This window comes from Streptomyces pratensis, from assembly GCF_016804005.1.
Lineage (GTDB): Bacteria > Actinomycetota > Actinomycetes > Streptomycetales > Streptomycetaceae > Streptomyces > Streptomyces pratensis_A.
The window spans coordinates 1,716,304-1,736,411 of sequence record NZ_CP051486.1 but is presented as its reverse complement, the minus strand read 5'-3'; the positions used below and the strand labels follow the sequence as shown (position 1 = coordinate 1,736,411).

General features: G+C 67.6%; 17 protein-coding genes. 9 read left to right on the top strand and 8 right to left on the bottom strand.

Annotation, left to right across the window (positions count from 1 at the left end; genetic code table 11):
• Positions 1-105: 105 nt before the first annotated feature.
• The 3 genes from HED23_RS07725 to HED23_RS35655 form a co-directional block, all read right to left on the bottom strand.
• Positions 106-1,275 carry a restriction endonuclease subunit S gene (locus HED23_RS07725; protein WP_203182669.1) on the bottom strand — a complete coding sequence of 390 codons (1,170 nt, stop codon included), beginning with the start codon at positions 1,273-1,275 and terminating at the stop codon, positions 106-108.
• Complete coding sequence (locus HED23_RS07720) at positions 1,272-2,798, bottom strand: type I restriction-modification system subunit M (protein ID WP_203182668.1); 1,527 nt, start codon at positions 2,796-2,798, stop codon at positions 1,272-1,274. The genes HED23_RS07725 and HED23_RS07720 overlap by 4 nt, the downstream gene beginning before the upstream one ends.
• Positions 2,799-2,860: 62 nt before the next feature.
• A complete protein-coding gene (locus HED23_RS35655) occupies positions 2,861-3,115 on the bottom strand; it encodes a Scr1 family TA system antitoxin-like transcriptional regulator (RefSeq protein WP_274383001.1) in 255 nt (84 codons plus the stop codon).
• A gap of 176 nt (positions 3,116-3,291) precedes the next feature.
• Between HED23_RS35655 and HED23_RS07715 the strand changes: the two genes are divergently transcribed.
• Positions 3,292-4,197: a DUF3800 domain-containing protein gene (locus tag HED23_RS07715; RefSeq protein WP_203182667.1), complete on the top strand. Its 906-nt coding sequence runs from the start codon at positions 3,292-3,294 to the stop codon at positions 4,195-4,197.
• A 63-nt stretch (positions 4,198-4,260) separates the two neighbouring features.
• Here HED23_RS07715 and gltX read toward each other — a convergent pair whose 3' ends face one another.
• From gltX to HED23_RS07700, 3 genes are all read right to left on the bottom strand, one after another.
• Positions 4,261-5,733 (bottom strand): glutamate--tRNA ligase, encoded by a 1,473-nt coding sequence (gltX, locus tag HED23_RS07710; RefSeq protein ID WP_203182666.1) that lies wholly within the window; start codon positions 5,731-5,733, stop codon positions 4,261-4,263.
• Positions 5,726-6,502, bottom strand: a complete 777-nt coding sequence (locus tag HED23_RS07705) for a fumarylacetoacetate hydrolase family protein (RefSeq protein ID WP_203182665.1) — start codon at positions 6,500-6,502, stop codon at positions 5,726-5,728. Before HED23_RS07705 ends, gltX begins: the two co-directional genes overlap by 8 nt.
• A 98-nt stretch (positions 6,503-6,600) precedes the next feature.
• On the bottom strand, positions 6,601-6,786 hold the full coding sequence (locus HED23_RS07700) for a hypothetical protein (RefSeq protein WP_203182664.1): 186 nt from the start codon (positions 6,784-6,786) through the stop codon (positions 6,601-6,603).
• 611 nt (positions 6,787-7,397) lie between these two features.
• Between HED23_RS07700 and HED23_RS07695 the strand changes: the two genes are divergently transcribed.
• The 8 genes from HED23_RS07695 (at position 7,398) to HED23_RS07660 (ending at position 17,851) form a co-directional block, all read left to right on the top strand.
• Positions 7,398-11,033: a nitrate- and nitrite sensing domain-containing protein gene (locus HED23_RS07695; protein WP_203182663.1), complete on the top strand. Its 3,636-nt coding sequence runs from the start codon at positions 7,398-7,400 to the stop codon at positions 11,031-11,033.
• A 9-nt stretch (positions 11,034-11,042) separates the two neighbouring features.
• Positions 11,043-11,456 carry a roadblock/LC7 domain-containing protein gene (locus HED23_RS07690; RefSeq protein ID WP_006127850.1) on the top strand — a complete coding sequence of 138 codons (414 nt, stop codon included), beginning with the start codon at positions 11,043-11,045 and terminating at the stop codon, positions 11,454-11,456.
• Between the two features lie 134 nt (positions 11,457-11,590).
• Complete coding sequence (locus HED23_RS07685; RefSeq protein WP_003966010.1) at positions 11,591-11,998, top strand: DUF742 domain-containing protein; 408 nt, start codon at positions 11,591-11,593, stop codon at positions 11,996-11,998.
• The gene (locus HED23_RS07680; protein ID WP_203182662.1) at positions 11,979-12,560 is read left to right on the top strand and encodes a GTP-binding protein; all 582 of its coding nucleotides are present in this window, start codon (positions 11,979-11,981) and stop codon (positions 12,558-12,560) included. Before HED23_RS07685 ends, HED23_RS07680 begins: the two co-directional genes overlap by 20 nt.
• A gap of 349 nt (positions 12,561-12,909) precedes the next feature.
• Entirely contained in the window at positions 12,910-16,116 is a 3,207-nt protein-coding gene (locus HED23_RS07675) for a nitrate- and nitrite sensing domain-containing protein (protein ID WP_203182661.1), read from the top strand.
• Between the two features lie 10 nt (positions 16,117-16,126).
• On the top strand, positions 16,127-16,540 hold the full coding sequence (locus HED23_RS07670) for a roadblock/LC7 domain-containing protein (protein ID WP_006127847.1): 414 nt from the start codon (positions 16,127-16,129) through the stop codon (positions 16,538-16,540).
• Between the two features lie 89 nt (positions 16,541-16,629).
• Complete coding sequence (locus tag HED23_RS07665) at positions 16,630-17,289, top strand: DUF742 domain-containing protein (protein WP_203182660.1); 660 nt, start codon at positions 16,630-16,632, stop codon at positions 17,287-17,289.
• A complete protein-coding gene (locus HED23_RS07660) occupies positions 17,270-17,851 on the top strand; it encodes a GTP-binding protein (protein ID WP_014048542.1) in 582 nt (193 codons plus the stop codon). Before HED23_RS07665 ends, HED23_RS07660 begins: the two co-directional genes overlap by 20 nt.
• Before the next feature lie 167 nt (positions 17,852-18,018).
• Here HED23_RS07660 and HED23_RS07655 read toward each other — a convergent pair whose 3' ends face one another.
• Together HED23_RS07655 and HED23_RS07650 are read right to left on the bottom strand one after the other, a co-directional pair.
• A complete protein-coding gene (locus tag HED23_RS07655) occupies positions 18,019-18,222 on the bottom strand; it encodes an acyl-CoA carboxylase subunit epsilon (protein WP_203182659.1) in 204 nt (67 codons plus the stop codon).
• Between the two features lie 68 nt (positions 18,223-18,290).
• Positions 18,291-19,874 carry an acyl-CoA carboxylase subunit beta gene (locus HED23_RS07650; protein ID WP_203182658.1) on the bottom strand — a complete coding sequence of 528 codons (1,584 nt, stop codon included), beginning with the start codon at positions 19,872-19,874 and terminating at the stop codon, positions 18,291-18,293.
• Positions 19,875-20,108 lie beyond the last annotated feature (234 nt).

The following is a 20,108-nucleotide window of genomic DNA, read 5'->3' as shown; positions in this document are numbered from 1 at the left end:
TCGCGGTACGCGGCCGTGAGCTACGTATACGGCAGCGCCGACCGCACCCCGGGCCTTCCAAGACCGGGCGCGGTCGGCGTGGTGATTCGAGTGCGGCGCTACTGGCTACGTGACTTCATGATCCCAGAGGCGCCCGGCGAAGGCACGCTGTTGGACGGATTCGAAGAGCTCGTCGAGGGCGGCAAGGTGGGCTGAATGAGCATTTCGCAGCCCGAGGACGACCTGCATACGCTCTGCGAAAATGTTCTGAAGCGCCATGGGCGGCAGCGGCACTTCGAGTTCTCTCAATTTAGCCAGGGTGATTTCTCGAAACGTGGCACCCTTGACTTGATTCTGAATCCAGAACTGCGCCTTACTGGATCGCAAGTATTCGAGTAGGTAAATTCCCTGCGTCAGAGCGCCTGGCGAAATTCGAGCCGTCCCCTGGGTGAGATTCGCCCCATCCAAATCTGGCGGCACGGGCGCAACGGTCCCGACGGTGGCACGGATACTCATCACGATGTCACCAGCAAGAACACGGGATCGATCAAATTTCGACGCGATGACAGGGTCGGTTCGCCGGAGCCCTGCGGTCAGGATTTGCCCCCGCTTGATATCTCCGGTGCGGATGTAAGGAACCCCTCCAGGGAATTCTTCTCCCGCTTGGACGATCCCGTACGTAACGACGGTTCCATCACGAACAACGCGACTCAATGGCGCAACCGGCCATTCACCGTCACCGAACATATCGAGGAAGATGGACTGCGTGAGGTTGTCGAGGAGTGAGATGGTCTCGCGACGCTTGGCGCGCAGGATGTCCACCTGGTCGAGGGTTGCGGCGATGCGCTTCTGCTCGGCAAGAGGGGGGACAGGAATTTCCAGATCCGCAAACCTCGACTTATTCACAATCGGCAGCGTTGTCGAAGTGGAATGCCTCTCCAGCTCAGGAGCAAGGGTGCGACATGCATAGAACCCATAACGCGGAAAGATCGACTCTCCGAAAATGACAGAATTTATCTGCTGATTAGTCGCAACTGCCCGCCCTGCAACACCGACCTTACCGAGCAGCCCGATGCAACTTACCATTACGGAACCTTCGGGCAGCAGGCGCGCCTTACTGGCTCCCGCTTGAGTCAAGTAGCGTTCGGTTTTTTCGATGGGAACGAATCCATGGAGATCTCCAGGCGTAACAAACGGAATGGAACCTCCGTAAAAATCAGCTTCAGATGTCTTTGGTGTTGAGCCGGTCACCACTTGACCAAGTGCATGAAGAGGAATCATATTCCAACGATTCACGCCAGCATCCCCTTAAGTTCCTCTGACCCTTTGGAGATTTCAGCTTCGAGGAGTTTCAGGTCGGCCAGAATTTCGTGGGGCGGTCGGGTCACGATTTCCTCGTGCACAACTTCCTTGTACCGGTTCAGGGAGAGGTCGTAGCCCCTGGCCACAATTTCCGCCTTCGGGACACAGAAGCTCTGCTCTGTCCTCGCTCGGTCGCGTTCTGAGGCTCCCCGGTCGAACCAGCGGTTCAGGACGTCCGGAAGGTTGTTCTTCTCGTGCTCCTCCTGGCTCAAAGGCTTGTCCGCAGGCGTCGGGCGGACGCCGAGACGGTCTTCCGGGAGCAGTTCGTTTCGCTTGTCGTCCAGGGAGAGGCCGTCGGCCCTGACGTCGTAGAACCAGACCTCATCCGTGCCACCGGTGTCGGTGCGGGTGAAGAAAAGGATGGCCGTCGAGACACCGGCGTAAGGCTTGAAGACGCCGCCCGGGAGCTTGATCACAGCCTGAAGCTGCTGCTCCTCGACCAGGATGCGACGGAGCTCTTTGTGCGCCTTCGTGGAACCGAAGAGGACGCCGTCGGGGACGATCACGGCTGCGCGACCACCGGGCTTGAGGAGGCGCAGGAAGAGAGCCAGAAAGAGTAGTTCTGTCTTCCTGGTCTTAACGATCGATTGAAGGTCCTTCGCCGTCGACTCGTAGTCGAGGCTGCCCGCGAAGGGAGGGTTGGCGAGGATCAGGGAGTACTTCTCGGCCTCGCCGGCAGCGGACTCTGCGAGGGAGTCACGCCAGCGGATGTCCGGGTTCTCCACACCATGGAGCAGCATGTTCATGGAACCGATGCGAAGCATCGTGGAATCGAAGTCGAAGCCGTGGAACATCGACTCGTTGAAATGCTTGCGCTGTTCCGCGCCGAGAAGGGCTTCCTTGTGGGTGCGCTTGACGTACGACGATGTCTGCACCAGGAAACCCGCTGTGCCACAGGCCGGGTCACAGACCTCGTCGCCGGGGCCGGGCTGGGTCATCTCGACCATCAGGTCGATGATGTGCCGGGGCGTGCGGAACTGGCCGTTCTGGCCGGCCGAGGCGATCTTCGCGAGCAGGTACTCGTAGATGTCGCCTTTGGTGTCGCTCTTGTCCATGCCGAGGTCATCGAGGAGGTCGACAACCTTCGCGAGCAGGTTCGCGTTCGGGATGGTGAAGCGGGCGTCCTTCATGTGGTGCGAGTACGTCGAATCGTCTCCGCCCATGTGCCGGAGGTAAGGGAAGACGCCTTCGGCGACCAGCCCGTACATGATCTCGGGGTCTCGGACCTTGAAGTTCTGCCAGCGCAGGTCCTGCTGATCCACGTTGAAGAATGGGTCAGGGTCAGGCGTGCCCGTGGCGTTCGCGCGGCGATCCTTGACCGTCTGAAGCTCGTCCAAACGCTTGATGAAGAGCAGGTACGTGATCTGCTCCATCACCTCCAATGGATTGGAGATGCCACCCGACCAGAACGCGTCCCAGACACGCCCCACCTTGCTCTTCACTTCACCGGTAATCACTCTGCGAGCTTACTTCCGCCTGCTGACACCGGAAGCCACTTGGCTCGGGCTACACTCCTGCGCTACCGCCCGACTTGATCGACGCAAGCAGGGCGGACAAGCCGCCCCGGGTTGCCGCGAGTATCACGTCCGGTTGCGTAGGCAATGGGCTGACCTGACACAGGAAGGTCCGCCCGTTCGAAGGGGATGGCCAGGATGGTCACGTTCCCCCGCTCCCCCATCTCGATCAACTGCTGTAGCTGCCCGCGTCTGACGTCCGGTCCCCACCCCCATACACCCAGGAAACATCGGGTGCCTCGTCTGGCCCGACTCGGCAACTGCCCCTTTCACTCCAAAGGGTTGAACCCGGTCAACCCGGAGCGACGATGAGCTTGACCCTGCGCTCCGGCTGCTGGCAGCATCGAAAGCAGCAAACAAAACATCGCGCATATGGCTGCGCAGACCCTGTGGCCGCCCCTTCGGGGGCGGCCACAGATGTGTTTCAGGGGGTTCGGTGCATCTCTGCTACATCGACGAGGCCGGTAACGGGCAGACGCTCGATCCGGCCAAGCCGGATGCACCGCCAGTCCTTGTCATCGGCGGATTCACCGTGCCCCGCTCCCAGGTCAAGGACCTGACCTGGGACTTCCTCAACGTAAAAAAGCACTATCGGCCTCAGTTGCGGCACGTCATGCATCTGTCCGAGCTGATCCAGCACGAGATCAAGGGCTCCGACGTCCGTAAGAACCTGCGGGCCGGCAACCACAACTGGCACCGGGCCGCGATGGATCTCCTCTCGTCCCTGCTCGACATACTGGAACGCCACGACGCGCGACTTCTGGCCCGCGTCTGGATCAAGGAGGAAGGGCTCGCCTTCAACGAGTCCGGTGTCTACCCGACCTCAGTGGGCTCGTTGACCGAGACGTTCCAAGCTCAACTGGCACACGAGCATTCACGCGGAATGATGGTTCTCGACAGCCGCACCAAGGTGAAGAACGCACCCAACGTGCACTGCGTGACCACACGCAAGTACCGCACGGGCGGGGACGGCCTCCGAGGGATCATCGAGTCCCCCGTCTTCGGTCACAGCGATACGCACACCCTGTTGCAGGTCGCGGATCTGGTGGTGTCGTCCCTGCTGTTTCCGATCGCCTGCCACGCCTACCTGAACGACCTCATGTGGAACGTGCACTGTGACGATGCCTACGCACCGCTGCGGGAGCAGTTCGGTGAGCGCCTGAAGAAGCTCCAGTTCCGATACCAGGACGCCGGCGGCAAATGGCGCGGTGGCATCGTGGTCTCGGACCGGCGCACCGCGCAGTCCTCCAGCCTGATGTTCGGCGACGGGAAACGTGCGGGAGCAGCAGGCACCATCCCCGAGCAGCAGGTCGGCCTGCACGAGGCGCCGAAGGTGCCCTGAAAGGCCGGAAGCCGGGACTTCCCCAAGGGAATCCCGGCCTCCGGCCTGCGCGAGAACGGAATGCTACGCGGCGAGTTTCGCCAGCGCCGCGTCGATGCGCGCGATCGTCTTCTCGCGGCCCAGGATCTCCAGGGACTCGAAGAGCGGCAGACCGACCGTGCGGCCGGTGACGGCGACGCGGACCGGGGCCTGCGCCTTGCCGAGCTTGAGACCGTGCTTCTCACCGGCGGTGAGGACGGCCGTCTTGAGCGCCTCGGCGTTCCACTCGGCGGCGGTCAGCTCGGCGCGGGCCGTGACGAGCAGGGCGTCGGAGCCCTCCTTCATGGCCTTCGCCCAGGACGCCTCGTCGTGGACGGGCTCGTCCAGGAAGAGGAAGTCGACGTTGGCGGTGATGTCCGAGAGGACCGTCACACGCGTCTGGGCGTGCGGGGCGATCTCGGCGAACTGCTCCGCGTCGAAGGCCTCCGGCGCCCAGGGGGCGAAGGGTGCCTTCAGCCAGGGTCCGCAGGCCTCGGTGAACGTCTCCACGTCGAGCATGCGCAGGTGCTCGGCGTTGATGTGCTCGGCCTTCTTCAGGTCGAAGCGCGCCGGGTTGGCGTTGACGTCGGCGATGTCGAACGCCGCCACCAGCTCGTCGCGGCCGAAGATGTCGCGGTCCTCGGCGATCGACCAGCCCAGCAGCGAGAGGTAGTTGAGCAGCCCCTCGGGCAGGAAGCCCCGCTCGCGGTAGAGGTTGAGCGAGGCCTGCGGGTCGCGCTTGGACAGCTTCTTGTTGCCCTCCCCCATGACGTACGGGAGGTGACCGAAGGCCGGGGTGTCCTTGGCGACGCCCAGCTCGATGAGCGCCCGGTAGAGGGCGATCTGGCGCGGGGTGGACGAGAGCAGGTCCTCGCCGCGCAGGACGTGGGTGATCTCCATCAGGGCGTCGTCGACCGGGTTGACGAGCGTGTAGAGGGGAGCCCCGTTGGCACGGACGATGCCGTAGTCCGGGACGTTCTCCGGCTGGACCGTGATGTCCCCGCGGACCAGGTCGGTGAAGGTGATCGCCTCGTCGGGCATCCGGAAGCGGACGATCGAGGTGCGGCCCTCGGCCTCGTACGCGGCCTTCTGCTCGTCGCTCAGGTCGCGGCAGTGGCCGTCGTAGCCCGAGGGCTTGCCGGCCGCGCGTGCGGCGTCGCGGCGGGCGTCGAGCTCCTCGGTGGTGCAGTAGCAGTGGTACGCGTGCCCGGCGTCCAGGAGCTTGGCGGCGACGTCCTTGTAGAGGTCCATCCGCTGCGACTGGCGGTACGGCTCGTGCGGGCCGCCGACCTCGGGGCCCTCGTCCCAGTCGAGGCCGAGCCAGCGCATCGAGTCGAGCAGCTGCTGGTAGGACTCCTCGGAGTCGCGCGCAGCGTCGGTGTCCTCGATGCGGAAGACCAGGGTGCCCTGGTGGTGCCGGGCGAAGGCCCAGTTGAAGAGGGCCGTCCGGACCAGGCCCACGTGGGGGTTGCCGGTCGGGGAGGGACAGAAACGTACACGGACAGGGGGGTTAGCCACGCTTGATCACCTTGTTGGTGAGAGTGCCGATGCCTTCGATGGTGACGGCGACCTCGTCGCCGACGTGCAGGGGCCCTACCCCTGCGGGTGTCCCGGTGAGGATCACGTCGCCCGGGAGCAGTGTCATGGCTTCCGTGATGTGGACGATCAGGTCCTCGACCGAACGGACCATGTCGCTCGTGCGGCCGAGCTGACGCTGCTGGCCGTTGACCGTGGCCTGGATCGCCAGGTTGCCGGGGTCCACGTCGGTCTCCACCCAGGGGCCGAGCGGGCAGGAGGTGTCGAAGCCCTTCGCCCTGGCCCACTGGCTCTCGCGCCGCTGGACGTCGCGTGCGGTGACGTCGTTGGCACAGGTGTAGCCGAAGATGACGTCCTTGACGCGCTCACGCGGAACCTCGCGGCACATGCGGCCGATCACCACGGCCAGCTCGGCCTCGTGGTGGAGCTCCTCGGAGAAGGAGGGGTACTCGATGGAGTCGCCCGCGCCGATCACCGAGGTGGTCGGCTTGAAGAAGGCGACGGGCACATCGGGGACCTCGTTGCCCATCTCGGCGGCGTGTTCCGCGTAGTTGCGGCCGATGGCCACGACCTTGTTGGGGAGCACGGGCGGCAGCAGCCGGACCTTCTTCAGCGGGACCTTGGTCCCGGAGAGCTCGAAGTCGGTGTACGGGATGCCCTTGATGATGTCGAGGACGAGGCTGTCGGGGCTGTCGCCCTCGACCGCTCCGAAGGCGACATTGCCGTCGATGGAGAACCTGGCGATGCGCACGGGATGCTGTCGCCCCTCACTTGCTGGCTGGCTGAAGACTGACGCTCCAGGCTAACGCGGGCGAGGGGGACAGCCGCGCGCATCACGGCCGGGGAGCGCTACCGGCTGACAGTCGCGACCGGGGCTTCCATGAGGATGGTGCGGCGCGGGTTGGCCGTCTGGGTGGGCAGGTCGACGGCGTGCTCCCGCTGCTCCGGCGTCTGCAGCGCTCGGGCGTCCTCGAGGTGCGCCAGCGTCGTGCGCCGGGGGTTGGCAATGTTGCGGAACGTCATCGTCGTCTTCATCTGCCGTGTGGACCCTTGTCGCTGGGGCGCTGCCGGGAGGAGGCGCGCCGGTTGTCGGATTCGCTATCCCTGTAAAGCGCCAGGCTAAACATCCGATCCCCCACACTGGCCGGGATGAGACGGCGATCATCATGTGAGTTTCCTCACGAACTTGCCGACAAGGCGCCCATTACGGACACTTGATCATGGAGATCAAAACAGACAATCCGTCTCTGAATCTGCCATTCCGCTCCCGATCATGGCGTCTGGGACACCCGTCGCCCCCGGCGAGTGCACCCTTAATTGCCCGGTTTGACCGTGAACACGCTCCACACCTTGTTACCCATCCATCACACCGTGTCATCCAGGTCACAGCCCGGTACGCGGGCCTTGTTGGAGATCCTCCACTGTGCTGGAATTCCACGCACCGCCGCGGGTTTCAGGCCCAGCGCGCAGGGGCGCAACGCAGCGCCGAGTGGCGGCGGGAGGGGGAAGTACGCCGGTCACTCACGACCACCATGGGGCGCGTCCAGCGCCCCACGACGCCGACACCGCCCTGCCGCGCCATGCGCGGAGGGGCGCCTGGTCCAGAGGTTGCGACGCTAGTGCAGGGACGTATCAAGAGGGATGGCATGGGGTCGCCCCAGCCCCGCCAGGGCCGAGGGGACACCCCGGCCGAGCAGGAACCGCGCGGTGGGAACGACCGCGGTTCCTCGCCCCAGCACGCCCAGAATCCCGGTGCGGCCGGCGACGGCGGTGACCGCGCCGGGACGACGAGCACGGGCAGCGCGGAGGCCCCGGCGCCCGTCAAGCCGTCCGGCCCCTCCTCCGCCGGCTCACGCCTTGCCCTGCGCAACTGGCGAATCAGCACGCGTCTGGTCTCCCTGCTCGCTCTCCCCGTGGTGGCGGCGACCACCCTGGGCGGGCTGCGCATCAACGAGTCCATGAACGACATGGACCAGCTGGAGCACATGCAGCTGCTCACCCAGATGACCCGGAAGGCGACCGCGCTCGCCAACGCGCTCCAGGAGGAGCGCGACAGGGCCGCCGGCCCGCTGTCCAACGGCGTGAAGGCCACCGACTACAAGGTCACCCAGCCCCGCGAGCGCACCGACCGCGCCAAGGCCGCCTTCTTCGAGGCCACGGACGAGATCGGCAACACCCCCGGCGACGCCGCGCTGGACAGCATCCACGCGAGCGTCAGCCAGATCGGGACGCAGCTGGGCAACATCACCAGCATCCGCAAGGACGCGTACGCCGCCGGCAGCCCGAGCCTCAACACGGTCGACCAGTACAGCCAGCTGATCACGTCGCTGCTGAGCCTTTCGCAGGACATGGCGCAGGCCACCAGCAACCCGGAGATGATCAAGCGCACGCGTGCGCTGGCGGCCTTCTCGTCCTCCAAGGAGTACGCCTCCGTGGAGCGCGCGATCATCGCCGCTGCACTGCCGGGCGCGAGCAGCGACAAGACGCACCTGAACGACAACGACCAGGCGTTCGGGCGCAACGCGCTCAGCAAGGCGAGCTCGACCCTCAAGACGTTCGAGACGACCTACGAGTCCACGGGCAAGAGCTCCGCCGAGCTGCTGGCACCGCTGGAGAGCGGTAATCCCGAGATCACCGCCGCCGACATCTACGCGAAGAAGGTGCTCGACAGCCCCCTGGGCATGGAGGGCAGCGGCGGCAAGACGCGCACGCACCTGGACTGGTACGACCAGAGCTCCAACAAGATCAATGCCATGAACACCATCGAGGCGACCCTCCTCGGTGAGATGGAGAGCAAGGCACGCGAGCTGCGTGAGGAGTCGCAGCGAGACGCGATCCTCAACGGTGCGATCATCCTCATCGTCCTCGGGGTGTCGCTGGTCGGCGCCTTCGTCGTGGCGCGGTCCATGATCCGGTCGCTGCGACGGCTGCAGGACACCGCGACCCGGGTCGCCCAGGACCGGCTGCCCGAGCTCGTCAAGCAGCTCTCGGAGACGGACCCGCAGGACGTCGACACCTCCGTCGAGTCGGTCGGCATCCACTCCCGTGACGAGATCGGCCAGGTGGCCACGGCCTTCGACGACGTGCACCGCGAGGCCGTCCGTCTGGCCGCCGAGCAGGCGCTGCTGCGAGGCAACGTCAACGCGATGTTCACCAACCTCTCGCGCCGCAGCCAGGGCCTCATCCAGCGCCAGCTCTCGCTCATCTCCGAGCTCGAGTCGCGCGAGGCCGACCCGGACCAGCTGTCCTCACTCTTCAAGCTCGACCACCTCGCGACCCGAATGCGCCGTAACGGCGAGAACCTCCTCGTCCTCGCGGGTGAGGAGCCGGGCCGCCGGTGGACCCGGCCCGTGCCGCTGGTCGACGTGCTCCGTGCCGCCGCCTCCGAGGTGGAGCAGTACGAGCGCATCGAACTGGCCGCGGTGCCCGCCACCGAGGTCGCCGGCCGCGTCGTCAACGACCTCGTGCACCTCCTCGCCGAGCTGCTCGAGAACGCCACGTCGTTCTCCTCGCCGCAGACGAAGGTCCGGGTCACCGGTCACGCGCTGCCCGACGGCCGTGTGCTCGTCGAGATCCACGACACGGGTATCGGCCTCTCCCCCGAGGACCTGGCCGCGATCAACGAGCGGCTCGCCTCACCGCCCACCGTGGACGTCTCGGTGTCCCGCCGCATGGGTCTGTTCGTGGTCGGCCGGCTGTCCTTGCGTCACGGCATCCGCATCCAGCTGCGGCCCTCCGACTCCGGCGGCACGACCGCGCTGGTCATGCTCCCCATGGAGGTCGCGCACGGCGGCAAGCAGCCGCCGAAGCCGGGCCAGCAGGGCGGCGGAGCCCCGGGCGGACTCCTCGCCGGCGGAGGCGCTCCCGCGGGTGGCCAGCGTCCTGGTCTCGGCGGCCCCGCCTCGGCTCCCGCCAACGGGCTCGGAGCGTCCGCTCCGCGCGGGCAGGTCGGTGCAGGTTCGGGTCCCCGGGCCGCGCTGCCCTCACGCGACGGCGGACCGCGTCAGCCCCAGCAGGGCAACGGCCCGCAGAGCCCCGGCCTGCCCGGTCAGGGCCGTTCCGATGCCCCGCGTCAGGGCGGTGGCCTCGCCGGTGCCTTCGCCGGTGGTGCCCGTCCTGGAGCACGCCCCCCGCAGGACCCCCCGGCCGGTACGGACTCGGGCCGGCCCAACCTCTTCGGCCACTCCGGCCAGCAGAGCGGCCCGCCCTCGCGGCAGGCTCCGCAGCAGGCCGAGCTCGGCCAGGGCGGCCCGCAGCAGCCCGGCGGCCCCGGCCGCCAGCTTCCGCCCTCCGGCGGACCGCGGGCCGAGCTGCCCGGTGGCAACCCGCAGCGGCCGCAGAGCACCAGCTGGGGCGTCGAGGAGCAGGGTGCGCCCCGGCGTACGCAGCCGGACTCGCCGCGTGGCCACGAGGAGCACGACACGGGCAGGTTCGCCCGGCCGGGCACCTCTGCCCCGAACCAGCCGTTCACCCCGCCGAACCAGCGTCCGCCGATGAACGACCGTCAGGGCCCCGGTGCCACTGCGGAGTTCGCCCGCCCGGACTTCTCGGCCCCGCAGGCGCCCCAGGCACCGCAGGCCCATGACCCGGCGAGCACCGCGCAGTTCGCCCGCCCCGACTTCAACGCCCCGATGCCGCAGGACCAGGGCTTCGGCGCCCAGGCCCCGCAGCACCCGCAGGCGCCCGCACCTCACCGCGACGACAACGCCGGGTTCGGCGCGCCGCGCCCGCCGGCCCCGTCCGCGGGTGAGCTGCCGCACCGACCGGCCCTGCCGCAGCAGCACGAGATGCTGCCGCCGGCCGGTCCGGGCGACGGGCGCACGCCGCTGTACGACACACTGGAGACGAACTGGTTCCACGGACCGCAGCAGGGCGGCCAGCAGCCGCCCGCCGCGGAGCCGCAGGCACCGGCCGCACCCCAGCCCGCCGGCACCCCGCCTCCGGCCATGCCGCGGCGTGGTGCGGCCGACACCGGCGTCACCAGTTCGTGGCGCGCTTCACCCAACGACGAGCTCGTCCGACAGGCCGAGCGGGTCAAGAAGCCCGCCGCGGGCGGGATCACCACCTCCGGACTGCCCCGCCGTGTCCCACGTGCCAATTTGGTACCGGGCACTGCTCAGCAGCAGAATCATCAGTCCGGACCTCAGGTTTCGCGTGCGCCCGATGACGTACGCGGCCGTCTGACCAATCTCCGCCGGGGCATCCAGCAGGGACGACAGGCCAACAACGGCCCGTCTACCGGCAGTTTCCAACTCGGCCCCACTCACCAGCAGGAGCGTTAGTTGAGCCCCATGAGTCAGGCCGCGCAGAATCTGAACTGGCTGATCACAAACTTCGTGGACAACACCCCAGGGGTGTCCCACACGGTTGTGGTCTCCGCGGATGGCCTGCTGCTGGCGATGTCCGAAGGTTTCCCGCGCGACCGCGCCGATCAGCTGGCGGCCGTCGCCTCCGGTCTGACGTCGCTCACCGCGGGCGCCTCCCGGATCTTCGAAGGCGGCGCCGTGAGCCAGACGGTCGTGGAGATGGAGAGAGGTTTCCTCTTCCTCATGTCCATCTCGGACGGGTCCTCACTCGCCGTCCTCGCGCATCCGGACGCGGACATCGGTCTGGTCGGGTACGAGATGGCACTCCTCGTGGACCGCGCGGGGACCGTCCTCACCCCTGACCTCCGTGCCGAACTACAAGGCAGTCTGCTCCACTAGACAGCCGTGCGGCAGAGATCCGACATGATCCCCCCAGGTACTACTCAAAACCCTCACCCGTCCGGCCGACACAGCCCCCCACCGGCCACCTTCAGACGGCAAGCCGACACCCTGCTGTCACGCCCGGAGGATTTATGACCCCGCCACCCGCCTCACCTGATCCGTACGGCGCACTGCACCACGCGTCGTACGACGGTGAAGGCGACCAGCCGCTGGTCCGTCCGTACGCCATGACCGGCGGCCGGACCCGGCCGCGCTATCAGCTCGCGATAGAGGCGCTGGTCAGCACCACAGCGGACCCCGCACACCTCGGGACGCTGCTCCCCGAGCACCAGCGGATCTGCCACCTCTGCCGCGAGGTCAAGTCGGTGGCCGAGGTCTCGGCCCTGCTGTCCATGCCCCTGGGCGTGGCTCGGATCCTCGTGGCGGACCTGGCGGAAGCCGGCATGGTGGCCATCCACCAGCCGGGCAACGGAGAGGCCGGCGGCGCGCCGGATGTGACACTGCTCGAAAGGGTGCTCAGTGGACTTCGCAAGCTCTAGCGGCGGTACGGCCCGCTCCACCACCTCGGCGAAGATCGTGGTGGCAGGGGGCTTCGGCGTGGGTAAGACCACGTTTGTCGGTGCCGTTTCGGAGATCAATCCGCTGCGCACCGAAGCCGTGATGACGTCCGCGTCCGCGGGCATCGACGACCTGACCCACACCGGGGACAAGACCACCACCACGGTGGCCATGGACTTCGGACGCATCACCCTGGACCAGGACCTGATCCTCTACCTGTTCGGCACCCCCGGACAGGACCGCTTCTGGTTCATGTGGGACGACCTGGTCCGCGGCGCCATCGGCGCCGTCGTCCTCGTCGACACCCGCCGCCTCGCCGACTGCTTCCCCGCAGTCGACTACTTCGAGAACAGCGGCCTCCCCTTCGTCATCGCCCTCAACGGCTTCGACGGACACCAGCCCTACACACCCGAGGAAGTACGCGAGGCCCTCCAGATCGGCCCCGACGCTCCGATCATCACCACGGACGCCCGCCACCGCGCGGACGCGAAGAGCGGCTTGATCACCCTGGTCGAGCACGCCCTGATGGCACGGCTGAAGTAGCCGTAATTCGGTAGTGATCTACGGAAGTTGCTGTAGTCACACGGGGGCGGGCTGTGTCCTTTGACACGCTCCGCCCCCGTGTTCATAACATTTCGACAGTGAATTGGAGCTCCGCCGATACCCGACGCGCACGACCGGTACCGCTGCGCTCATACGAGCCTCGCCTTTTGACGGGGCTCGCTCTTTATGCCCGTTTTATCGGAGGGCGCCCACAGCCGGAATCGCATATTCCGACTGTTTGGAACGCGACCGGTCCGCGTGCTGCAATGCCTCGAACTACCCAGTAGTACGGCCCCTGAACGATAATCCGGCACAACGTAGGTGCCGACGCCGAGAGGTTGTTGGTCGAGTGAGGCGAAGCAACGAGGGCTCCGCGGCGCAGCCGGAGCGGGGCAACTTCACGCCGCCGCCGCGCGCTGCGGTGTCCCCGCCTGCGGACACGTCGTCCGAGGCGGAACCAGCCGGTGGCAGCAGCAGCAAGCTGACACCGCGGAACTGGCGGGTGCCCACCCGGCTGAACGCGATTCTCCTGATCCCGGCGCTGGTCGGTCTGGTCATGGGCGGCTTCCAGGTGAAGGGGTCGGTCGACACCTGGAACGAGGCCCAGGACGCCGAGAAGACGGCTCTGGTCGTCCGCGCTGCCGCGGAGTACGGACAGGCACTGCTGAACGAGCGTGACCTCACCGCTCAGCCCCTTCTGTCCAACAAGCGCACCGCCGCCGAGGTGGAGAAGGTGCGCGCCACCACGGACGCCGCCGCGCAGAAGTTCGACACCGCCGTTCAGAGCATGCCGGACAAGGCGGGCCTCCACCGCCGCCTGAAGCTGTTCGAGGCGGAAGAGCCGCTCCTGCCCGAGCTGCGCAAGGCCGCCTACGCCGAGGCCATGGACCCGGTGAAGACGGAAGAGGGCTACACCAAGGTCCAGCACTCGTTGATGGAGTTCTCCAACGAGCTCGGCCTGGGTACCGGCAACATCACCAGCTACGGCCGGACCGTGTACGCGATCGAGCTGTCGAAGGCCGCCGCATCGCTCCAGCGCTCGATCGGCATGCACCTCCTGGTGCGTCCCAGCCAGGAGCAGCGCAAGTTCAACGGCCAGGTCACCGCGTTCAGTTCGTACAACTACCTGGAGCAGATCGCCCTCGGTGAGTTCGTCTCCGGTGGTACGGAGGCCGACGCCGCCAGGCTCAAGGAAGTCATGGCCGGCAAGGCCGCCGAGGGAGCGAAGCAGCTGAAGGCCGCCGAGGCTCAGGCCAAGGCCGCCGACAAGCCCTTCGTGGCGCCGCCGAGCGTCGACGGTTCGGTCTTCGACGGCATGGCCCAGCAGATCGGTCAGGGCAAGCAGCCGGACGAGCTGAAGGCCAAGGGCATCACGCCCGAGACCTGGATGGCCGCCGCCACCGCGAAGTTCGACGGCTACACCACGGTCGAGAACGAACTCGTCGACAAGGCTGTGACCGAGGCGGCGGAGATCTCGACCGACGCCAGGAACGACGCGATCGTCAACGCCGCGATCGTGATCATCTCGCTGCTGGCCGCCTTCATCATCGCCGGTCTCATGGCCCGCCAGATGAGCCGCTCGATGCGCCAGCTGCGTACGGCCGCCTTCGGTATCGCCGAGCAGCGCCTCCCGATGCTGGTCGACCAGCTTTCGCGGACCGATCCCGGCCGGGTGGACACCCGGGTGCAGCCGATCCCGATCACCAGCCAGGACGAGATCGGCGAGGTCGCACGCGCCTTCGACCAGGTGCACCGCGAGGCCGTCCGGCTCGCCGCCGAGCAGGCCATGCTGCGGGGCAACGTCAACGCGATCTTCACCAACCTGTCGCGCCGCAACCAGTCGCTCATCGAGGGCCAGCTGACCCTCATCACCGACCTGGAGAACAACGAGGCCGACCCGGACCAGCTGGAGAGCCTCTTCAAGCTGGACCACCTGGCCACCCGTATGCGCCGCAACGGCGAGAACCTCCTCGTCCTCGCGGGCGAGGAGCCCGGCCGCCGCTGGAACCAGCCGGTGCCGCTGGTCGACGTGCTGCGGGCCGCCTCCTCCGAGGTGGAGTCCTACGAGCGCATCGAGCTCACCGGTGTGCCCGAGAGCGAGATCCACGGCCAGGCCGTGACCGACCTCGTGCACCTGCTCGCCGAGCTGTTGGAGAACGCCACCACCTTCTCGTCGCCGCAGACCAAGGTCCGGGTCACCGCGACCCGGCTGCCCGACGGCCGCGTCATGGTCGAGATCCACGACAAGGGCATCGGCCTCACCGCCGAGGACTTCGCGGACATCAACCACAAGCTGGCCAACCCGCCGACCGTGGACGCCGCGGTGTCGCAGCGGATGGGCCTGTTCGTGGTCGGCCGGCTGGCCGACCGGCACGGCATCCGCGTCCAGCTCCGCCCCTCGGGCGAGCAGGCGGGGACCACGTCGCTGGTCATGCTCCCGGACGCCATCACCCACGGTGGCGGTGGCGAGTCGGCGCAGGAGGGCGACTTCACCGTCTCCTCGATCATGCCCGAGCAGCAGAGTCCGCAGGCGTTCGACCCGACGCCGCAGCACGCCCCGATGCGTACGGCGGCGGAGCTCGGCTTCGACGACTCGCGCTACGAGACCCCGGCGGCGGACTCGCCGCAGCTGGACCCGGTCAACCGTTCGCTGATGCGCGAGGAGCGCCGGGCCGCGCTCGAGGCACAGACGGGCGGCGAGCGTCCGCCCTTCCAGGACGGCGCCGGACCGCAGGACTACTCCCAGGAGCAGTACGGCCAGGAGCAGTACGGCCAGGAGCAGTACGCCCCCGGGCAGCAGTACGCCCAGGAGCAGCAGGAGTACGCGCAGCCCGGTTACGAGGGCGGCTACGCCCCGTACGCCACCGGGAACGGCTACCAGGATCCGCAGCAGAACGGCTATGCGGAACCCGCATATCCCGCCCAGGACGGTCGGCAGGAGCAGTACGCCGATCAGTTCGCTCCGCAGGACGGACGTTCCCACCAGGGAGGCTGGGCGGATCAGAGTTCCTACCAGGGAGCCTTCGAGCCCCAGGCGCAGCCCGAAGCGGAATCTGCCCCGAGCGCTCCCGCGGAGCCTCAGGAGCGCGTAGGCTTCGACCGCCCGGGACCCACACCGAATCCCGGTCACGATCTGACCGATGCGGGTCTTCCGCGCCGGGGTGCCGGCCAGCAGCATTGGCAGCCCACCGGCCGAGGAAACGATCAGCCTGCCGCACCGGAGCAGCGGCAGCGACCGCAGCAGGAACAGCCTCAGGCACAGCAGGCCGACGGAGAAGGTCCCGACGACTGGCGATCGGCGAACGACGAGCGCTGGGAGCGGGCCGAGAAGCTCCGGGATCCCAAGGCCGGCGGAATTACCCCTTCCGGACTTCCCCGGCGCGTGCCCAAGGCCAATCTGGTCGAGGGTACGGCGGAGCAGACCCAGCAGGGCGGCCCACAGGTTTCCCGCGCTCCCGAGGACGTCCGGGGCAGGTTGAGCAACCTGCGTCGCGGTGTCCTGCGGGGACGTACCGCGGGGTCGGACACAAGTAATACCTACAACCAGGAGCGTTAGTGTGAGCCCGATGAGCCAGGCGGCGCAGAATCTCAACTGGTTGATCACCAACTTCGTGGACAACACCCCTGGGGTGTCGCACACGGTGGTGGTCTCCGCCGACGGACTCCTGCTGGCGATGTCCGAAGGGTTCCCACGGGACCGCGCCGATCAGCTGGCGGCCGTCGCCTCCGGTCTGACGTCGCTCACCGCGGGCGCCTCCCGGATCTTCGAAGGCGGCGCCGTGAATCAGACCGTTGTGGAGATGGAGCGAGGATTCCTCTTCATCATGTCCATCTCTGACGGATCTTCACTTGCCGTCCTCGCCCACCCGGACGCCGATATCGGCCTGGTTGGGTACGAAATGGCACTTCTCGTAGACCGTGCGGGAAGTGTTCTCACCCCGGATCTCCGCGCCGAACTCCAGGGAAGTCTTCTTAACTAATAGACAGACAGTGCGTTTCTCGTCACCGCGCCATAAGGTGCGGTGGCGCGGCACCACTGGGATGGCGACAGGCAGTCGGAGGAGGAAACGTGGCAGCACCCACAGGCGGACACCCGTACGAGGGCGGTCAGCGGGTTCCGGGTGAGCAGGGTGACAACCGTTTCGACGCCCCCTCCATGCCCGGCAGACAAGGCACGCAAGAGCATTACCAGCCTTATCAGCCGTACCAGCAGCAGGGCTCGCAGGGGGGCGACTGGCAACAGCAGCCCCAGCAGCCCGGTCCCGGGTGGCCGCAGCAGCAGCCTCATTACCAGCAGCCGCAGCACGAGCAGCAGCGGTACGAGGCCCCGCCCTCGCGCATCCAGCCGGTCCAGCGGCAGGCCCCCGCGCCCGCGAAGCCCGCGGCGCACAACCCGTTGGTCCGTCCGTACGCCATGACCGGCGGCCGGACCCGGCCGCGGTACCAGCTCGCCATCGAGGCACTGGTCAGCACCACGGCCGATCCTTCCCGGCTGCAAGGGCAGTTGCCCGAGCACCAGCGGATCTGCCGGCTCTGCATCGAGATCAAGTCGGTGGCCGAGGTGTCGGCCCTCCTCTCGATCCCCCTCGGCGTTGCCCGGATCCTCGTCGCCGACCTGGCCGAGGCCGGACTCGTCGCTATCCATCAGCCCGGCGGCGACGAGGCCGCCGGCGGCCAACCAGATGTGACACTGCTCGAAAGGGTGCTCAGTGGACTTCGCAAGCTCTAGCGGCGGAGCGGCCCGCTCCACTACCTCGGCGAAGATCGTGGTGGCAGGGGGCTTCGGCGTGGGTAAGACCACGTTTGTCGGTGCCGTTTCGGAGATCAATCCGCTGCGCACCGAAGCCGTGATGACGTCCGCGTCCGCGGGCATCGACGACCTGACCCACACCGGGGACAAGACCACCACCACGGTGGCCATGGACTTCGGACGCATCACCCTGGACCAGGACCTGATCCTCTACCTGTTCGGCACCCCCGGACAGGACCGCTTCTGGTTCATGTGGGACGACCTGGTCCGCGGCGCCATCGGCGCCGTCGTCCTCGTCGACACCCGCCGCCTCGCCGACTGCTTCCCCGCAGTCGACTACTTCGAGAACAGCGGCCTCCCCTTCGTCATCGCCCTCAACGGCTTCGACGGACACCAGCCCTACACACCCGACGAGGTGCGTGAAGCCCTCCAGATCGGCCCGGACACCCCGATCCTCACGACGGACGCCCGCCACCGCGCGGACGCCAAGAGTGCGCTGATCACCCTGGTCGAGCACGCCCTGATGGCACGCCTGCGCTGATCCCGCCGCCGCACGTCGAAGGCCCCGTACTCCGCGAAGGAGTACGGGGCCTTCGTCCGTACGGGGCCCGGCGGGCTGGAGCCATGGGCCCGGATGGGCCCGGAACGGCCTCAGCGGCCGCCACGGGGCCCGGTCGGACCCTGCGGCGGCCGCTGAGGCCGTTCGGCTCAGCCCTGCCAGCTGTGCGGGGCGCGGAAGCCGGGGGTGCGCTCCAGCCGGCGCCATCCGGCGGTGCTGCGGCCCCGGTGGGCGGGCGCGTCGGGCTGGGCGGCGGCGCGGGCGAGCAGGACCGCGGTGATGGCGGCGAGCTCCTCGGGGCCGGCCAGGCCCTTCTCGACGCGCAGGACCGAATCGGCGGAAGTGGCGCTCATGGTGTCTCCGTCTTCTGGGAAGTGGTCGCGAAACGTATGCGGGGACCGAGGTCGCCGTGCGGCTGCGACTACTGCGGGGGGTTGCCGTGCTTGCGGGACGGCAGGTCCGCGTGCTTGTTGCGGAGCATCGCGAGCGAGGAGATCAGCACCTCGCGCGTCTCGGCGGGGTCGATGACGTCGTCGACCAGGCCGCGCTCCGCCGCGTAGTAGGGGTGCATCAGCTCGGCCTTGTACTCCTTGACCATGCGTGCCCGCATGGCTTCGGGGTCCTCGGCGTCGGCGATCTGACGGCGGAAGATGACGTTGGCGGCGCCCTCGGCGCCCATCACCGCGATCTCGTTGGTGGGCCACGCGTAGGTCAGGTCGGCACCGATGGACTGGCTGTCCATGACGATGTAGGCACCGCCGTAGGCCTTGCGCAGGATCAGCGAGATCCTCGGCACCGTGGCGTTGCAGTACGCGTACAGCAGCTTCGCACCGTGCCGAATGATCCCACCGTGCTCCTGATCGACGCCCGGCAGGAAGCCGGGTACGTCCAGCAGAGTGATGATGGGAATGTTGAAGGCGTCACACATCTGGACGAATCGCGCGGCCTTCTCGGACGCCTCGATGTCCAGCACACCGGCCAGCGCCTGCGGCTGGTTCGCCACGATCCCCACGACCTGGCCGTCGAGCCGGGCCAGCGCGCACACGATGTTCCGCGCCCAGCGCTCGTGGACCTCCAGGAAGTCGCCGTCGTCGACGAGCTCCTCGATGACCTTGTGCATGTCGTACGGGCGGTTGCCGTCGGCCGGGACCAGGTCGAGGAGGACCTCACCGCGCCGGTCCGCGGGGTCGTCGCTCGGAACGACGGGCGGGTTCTCGCGGTTGTTGGACGGGAGCATCCCGATCAGGTAGCGGACCTCGGCGATGCAGGTCTCCTCGTCGTCGTACGCGAAGTGCGCGACGCCCGAGGTCTCGGCGTGCACGTCCGCGCCGCCCAGCCCGTTCTGCGTGATCTCCTCACCGGTGACCGCCTTGACGACGTCCGGGCCGGTGATGAACATCTGCGAGGTCTCACGGACCATGAAGACGAAGTCGGTCAGCGCCGGGCTGTAGGCCGCGCCGCCCGCGCACGGGCCGAGCATCACACTGATCTGCGGGATGACACCGGAAGCACGCGTGTTGCGCTGGAAGATCCCGCCGTACCCGGCGAGCGCGGAGACACCCTCCTGGATACGCGCACCGGCGCCGTCGTTCAGCGACACCAGCGGGGCACCGGCCGAGATGGCCATGTCCATGATCTTGTGGATCTTCGTGGCGTGGGCCTCGCCCAGCGCCCCGCCGAAGATCCGGAAATCGTGCGCGTAGACGAAGACCGTCCGGCCCTCCACCGTGCCCCAGCCGGTGATCACACCGTCGGTGTACGGCTTCTTCGCCTCCAGGCCGAAACCGGTCGCCCGGTGCCGCCGCAGCTGCTCGACCTCCTTGAACGACCCCTCGTCCAGCAGCAGCGCGATGCGCTCCCGCGCGGTCAGCTTCCCCTTCGCGTGCTGCGCCTCGGTCGCCCGGTCACTCGGTCCACGCCGGGCCTGCTCGCGCAGCGCCAGCAGTTCGGCCACCCGGCCACGCGTGTCGCTCGGCTCGCCCGCGATTTCGTCCACAACGGTCATACGTCGACCCTACGAACCCGACCGCGAAAACCCTGCCGTCGACATCGGACAGTCTCCTGCCCCGTTTCCTGGTGGCACCTGACAGAAGCCAGGCCCCATGCAACCCATCTGCCAGCTCACGGAGCACTTGCGTTGTAGATCTCCGACAAAACCGGAAATGTGACACCGGCCACATACAGGCCCTCGCGCCACGCCGTGGATCCACCGGGCCGGGCGACTGGACGTACCGCAATG

What these genes read in the sequence shown, in the direction of transcription:
- HED23_RS07700 (WP_203182664.1), bottom strand. Translation starts at nt 6,786, where the DNA reads ATGAAGACGACGATGACGTTCCGCAACATTGCCAACCCCCGGCGCACG.
- HED23_RS07695 (WP_203182663.1), top strand. Translation starts at nt 7,398, where the DNA reads ATGGGGTCGCCCCAGCCCCGCCAGGGCCGAGGGGACACCCCGGCCGAG.
- HED23_RS07690 (WP_006127850.1), top strand. Translation starts at nt 11,043, where the DNA reads ATGAGTCAGGCCGCGCAGAATCTGAACTGGCTGATCACAAACTTCGTG.
- HED23_RS07685 (WP_003966010.1), top strand. Translation starts at nt 11,591, where the DNA reads ATGACCCCGCCACCCGCCTCACCTGATCCGTACGGCGCACTGCACCAC.
- HED23_RS07670 (WP_006127847.1), top strand. Translation starts at nt 16,127, where the DNA reads ATGAGCCAGGCGGCGCAGAATCTCAACTGGTTGATCACCAACTTCGTG.
- HED23_RS07655 (WP_203182659.1), bottom strand. Translation starts at nt 18,222, where the DNA reads ATGAGCGCCACTTCCGCCGATTCGGTCCTGCGCGTCGAGAAGGGCCTG.
- HED23_RS07650 (WP_203182658.1), bottom strand. Translation starts at nt 19,874, where the DNA reads ATGACCGTTGTGGACGAAATCGCGGGCGAGCCGAGCGACACGCGTGGC.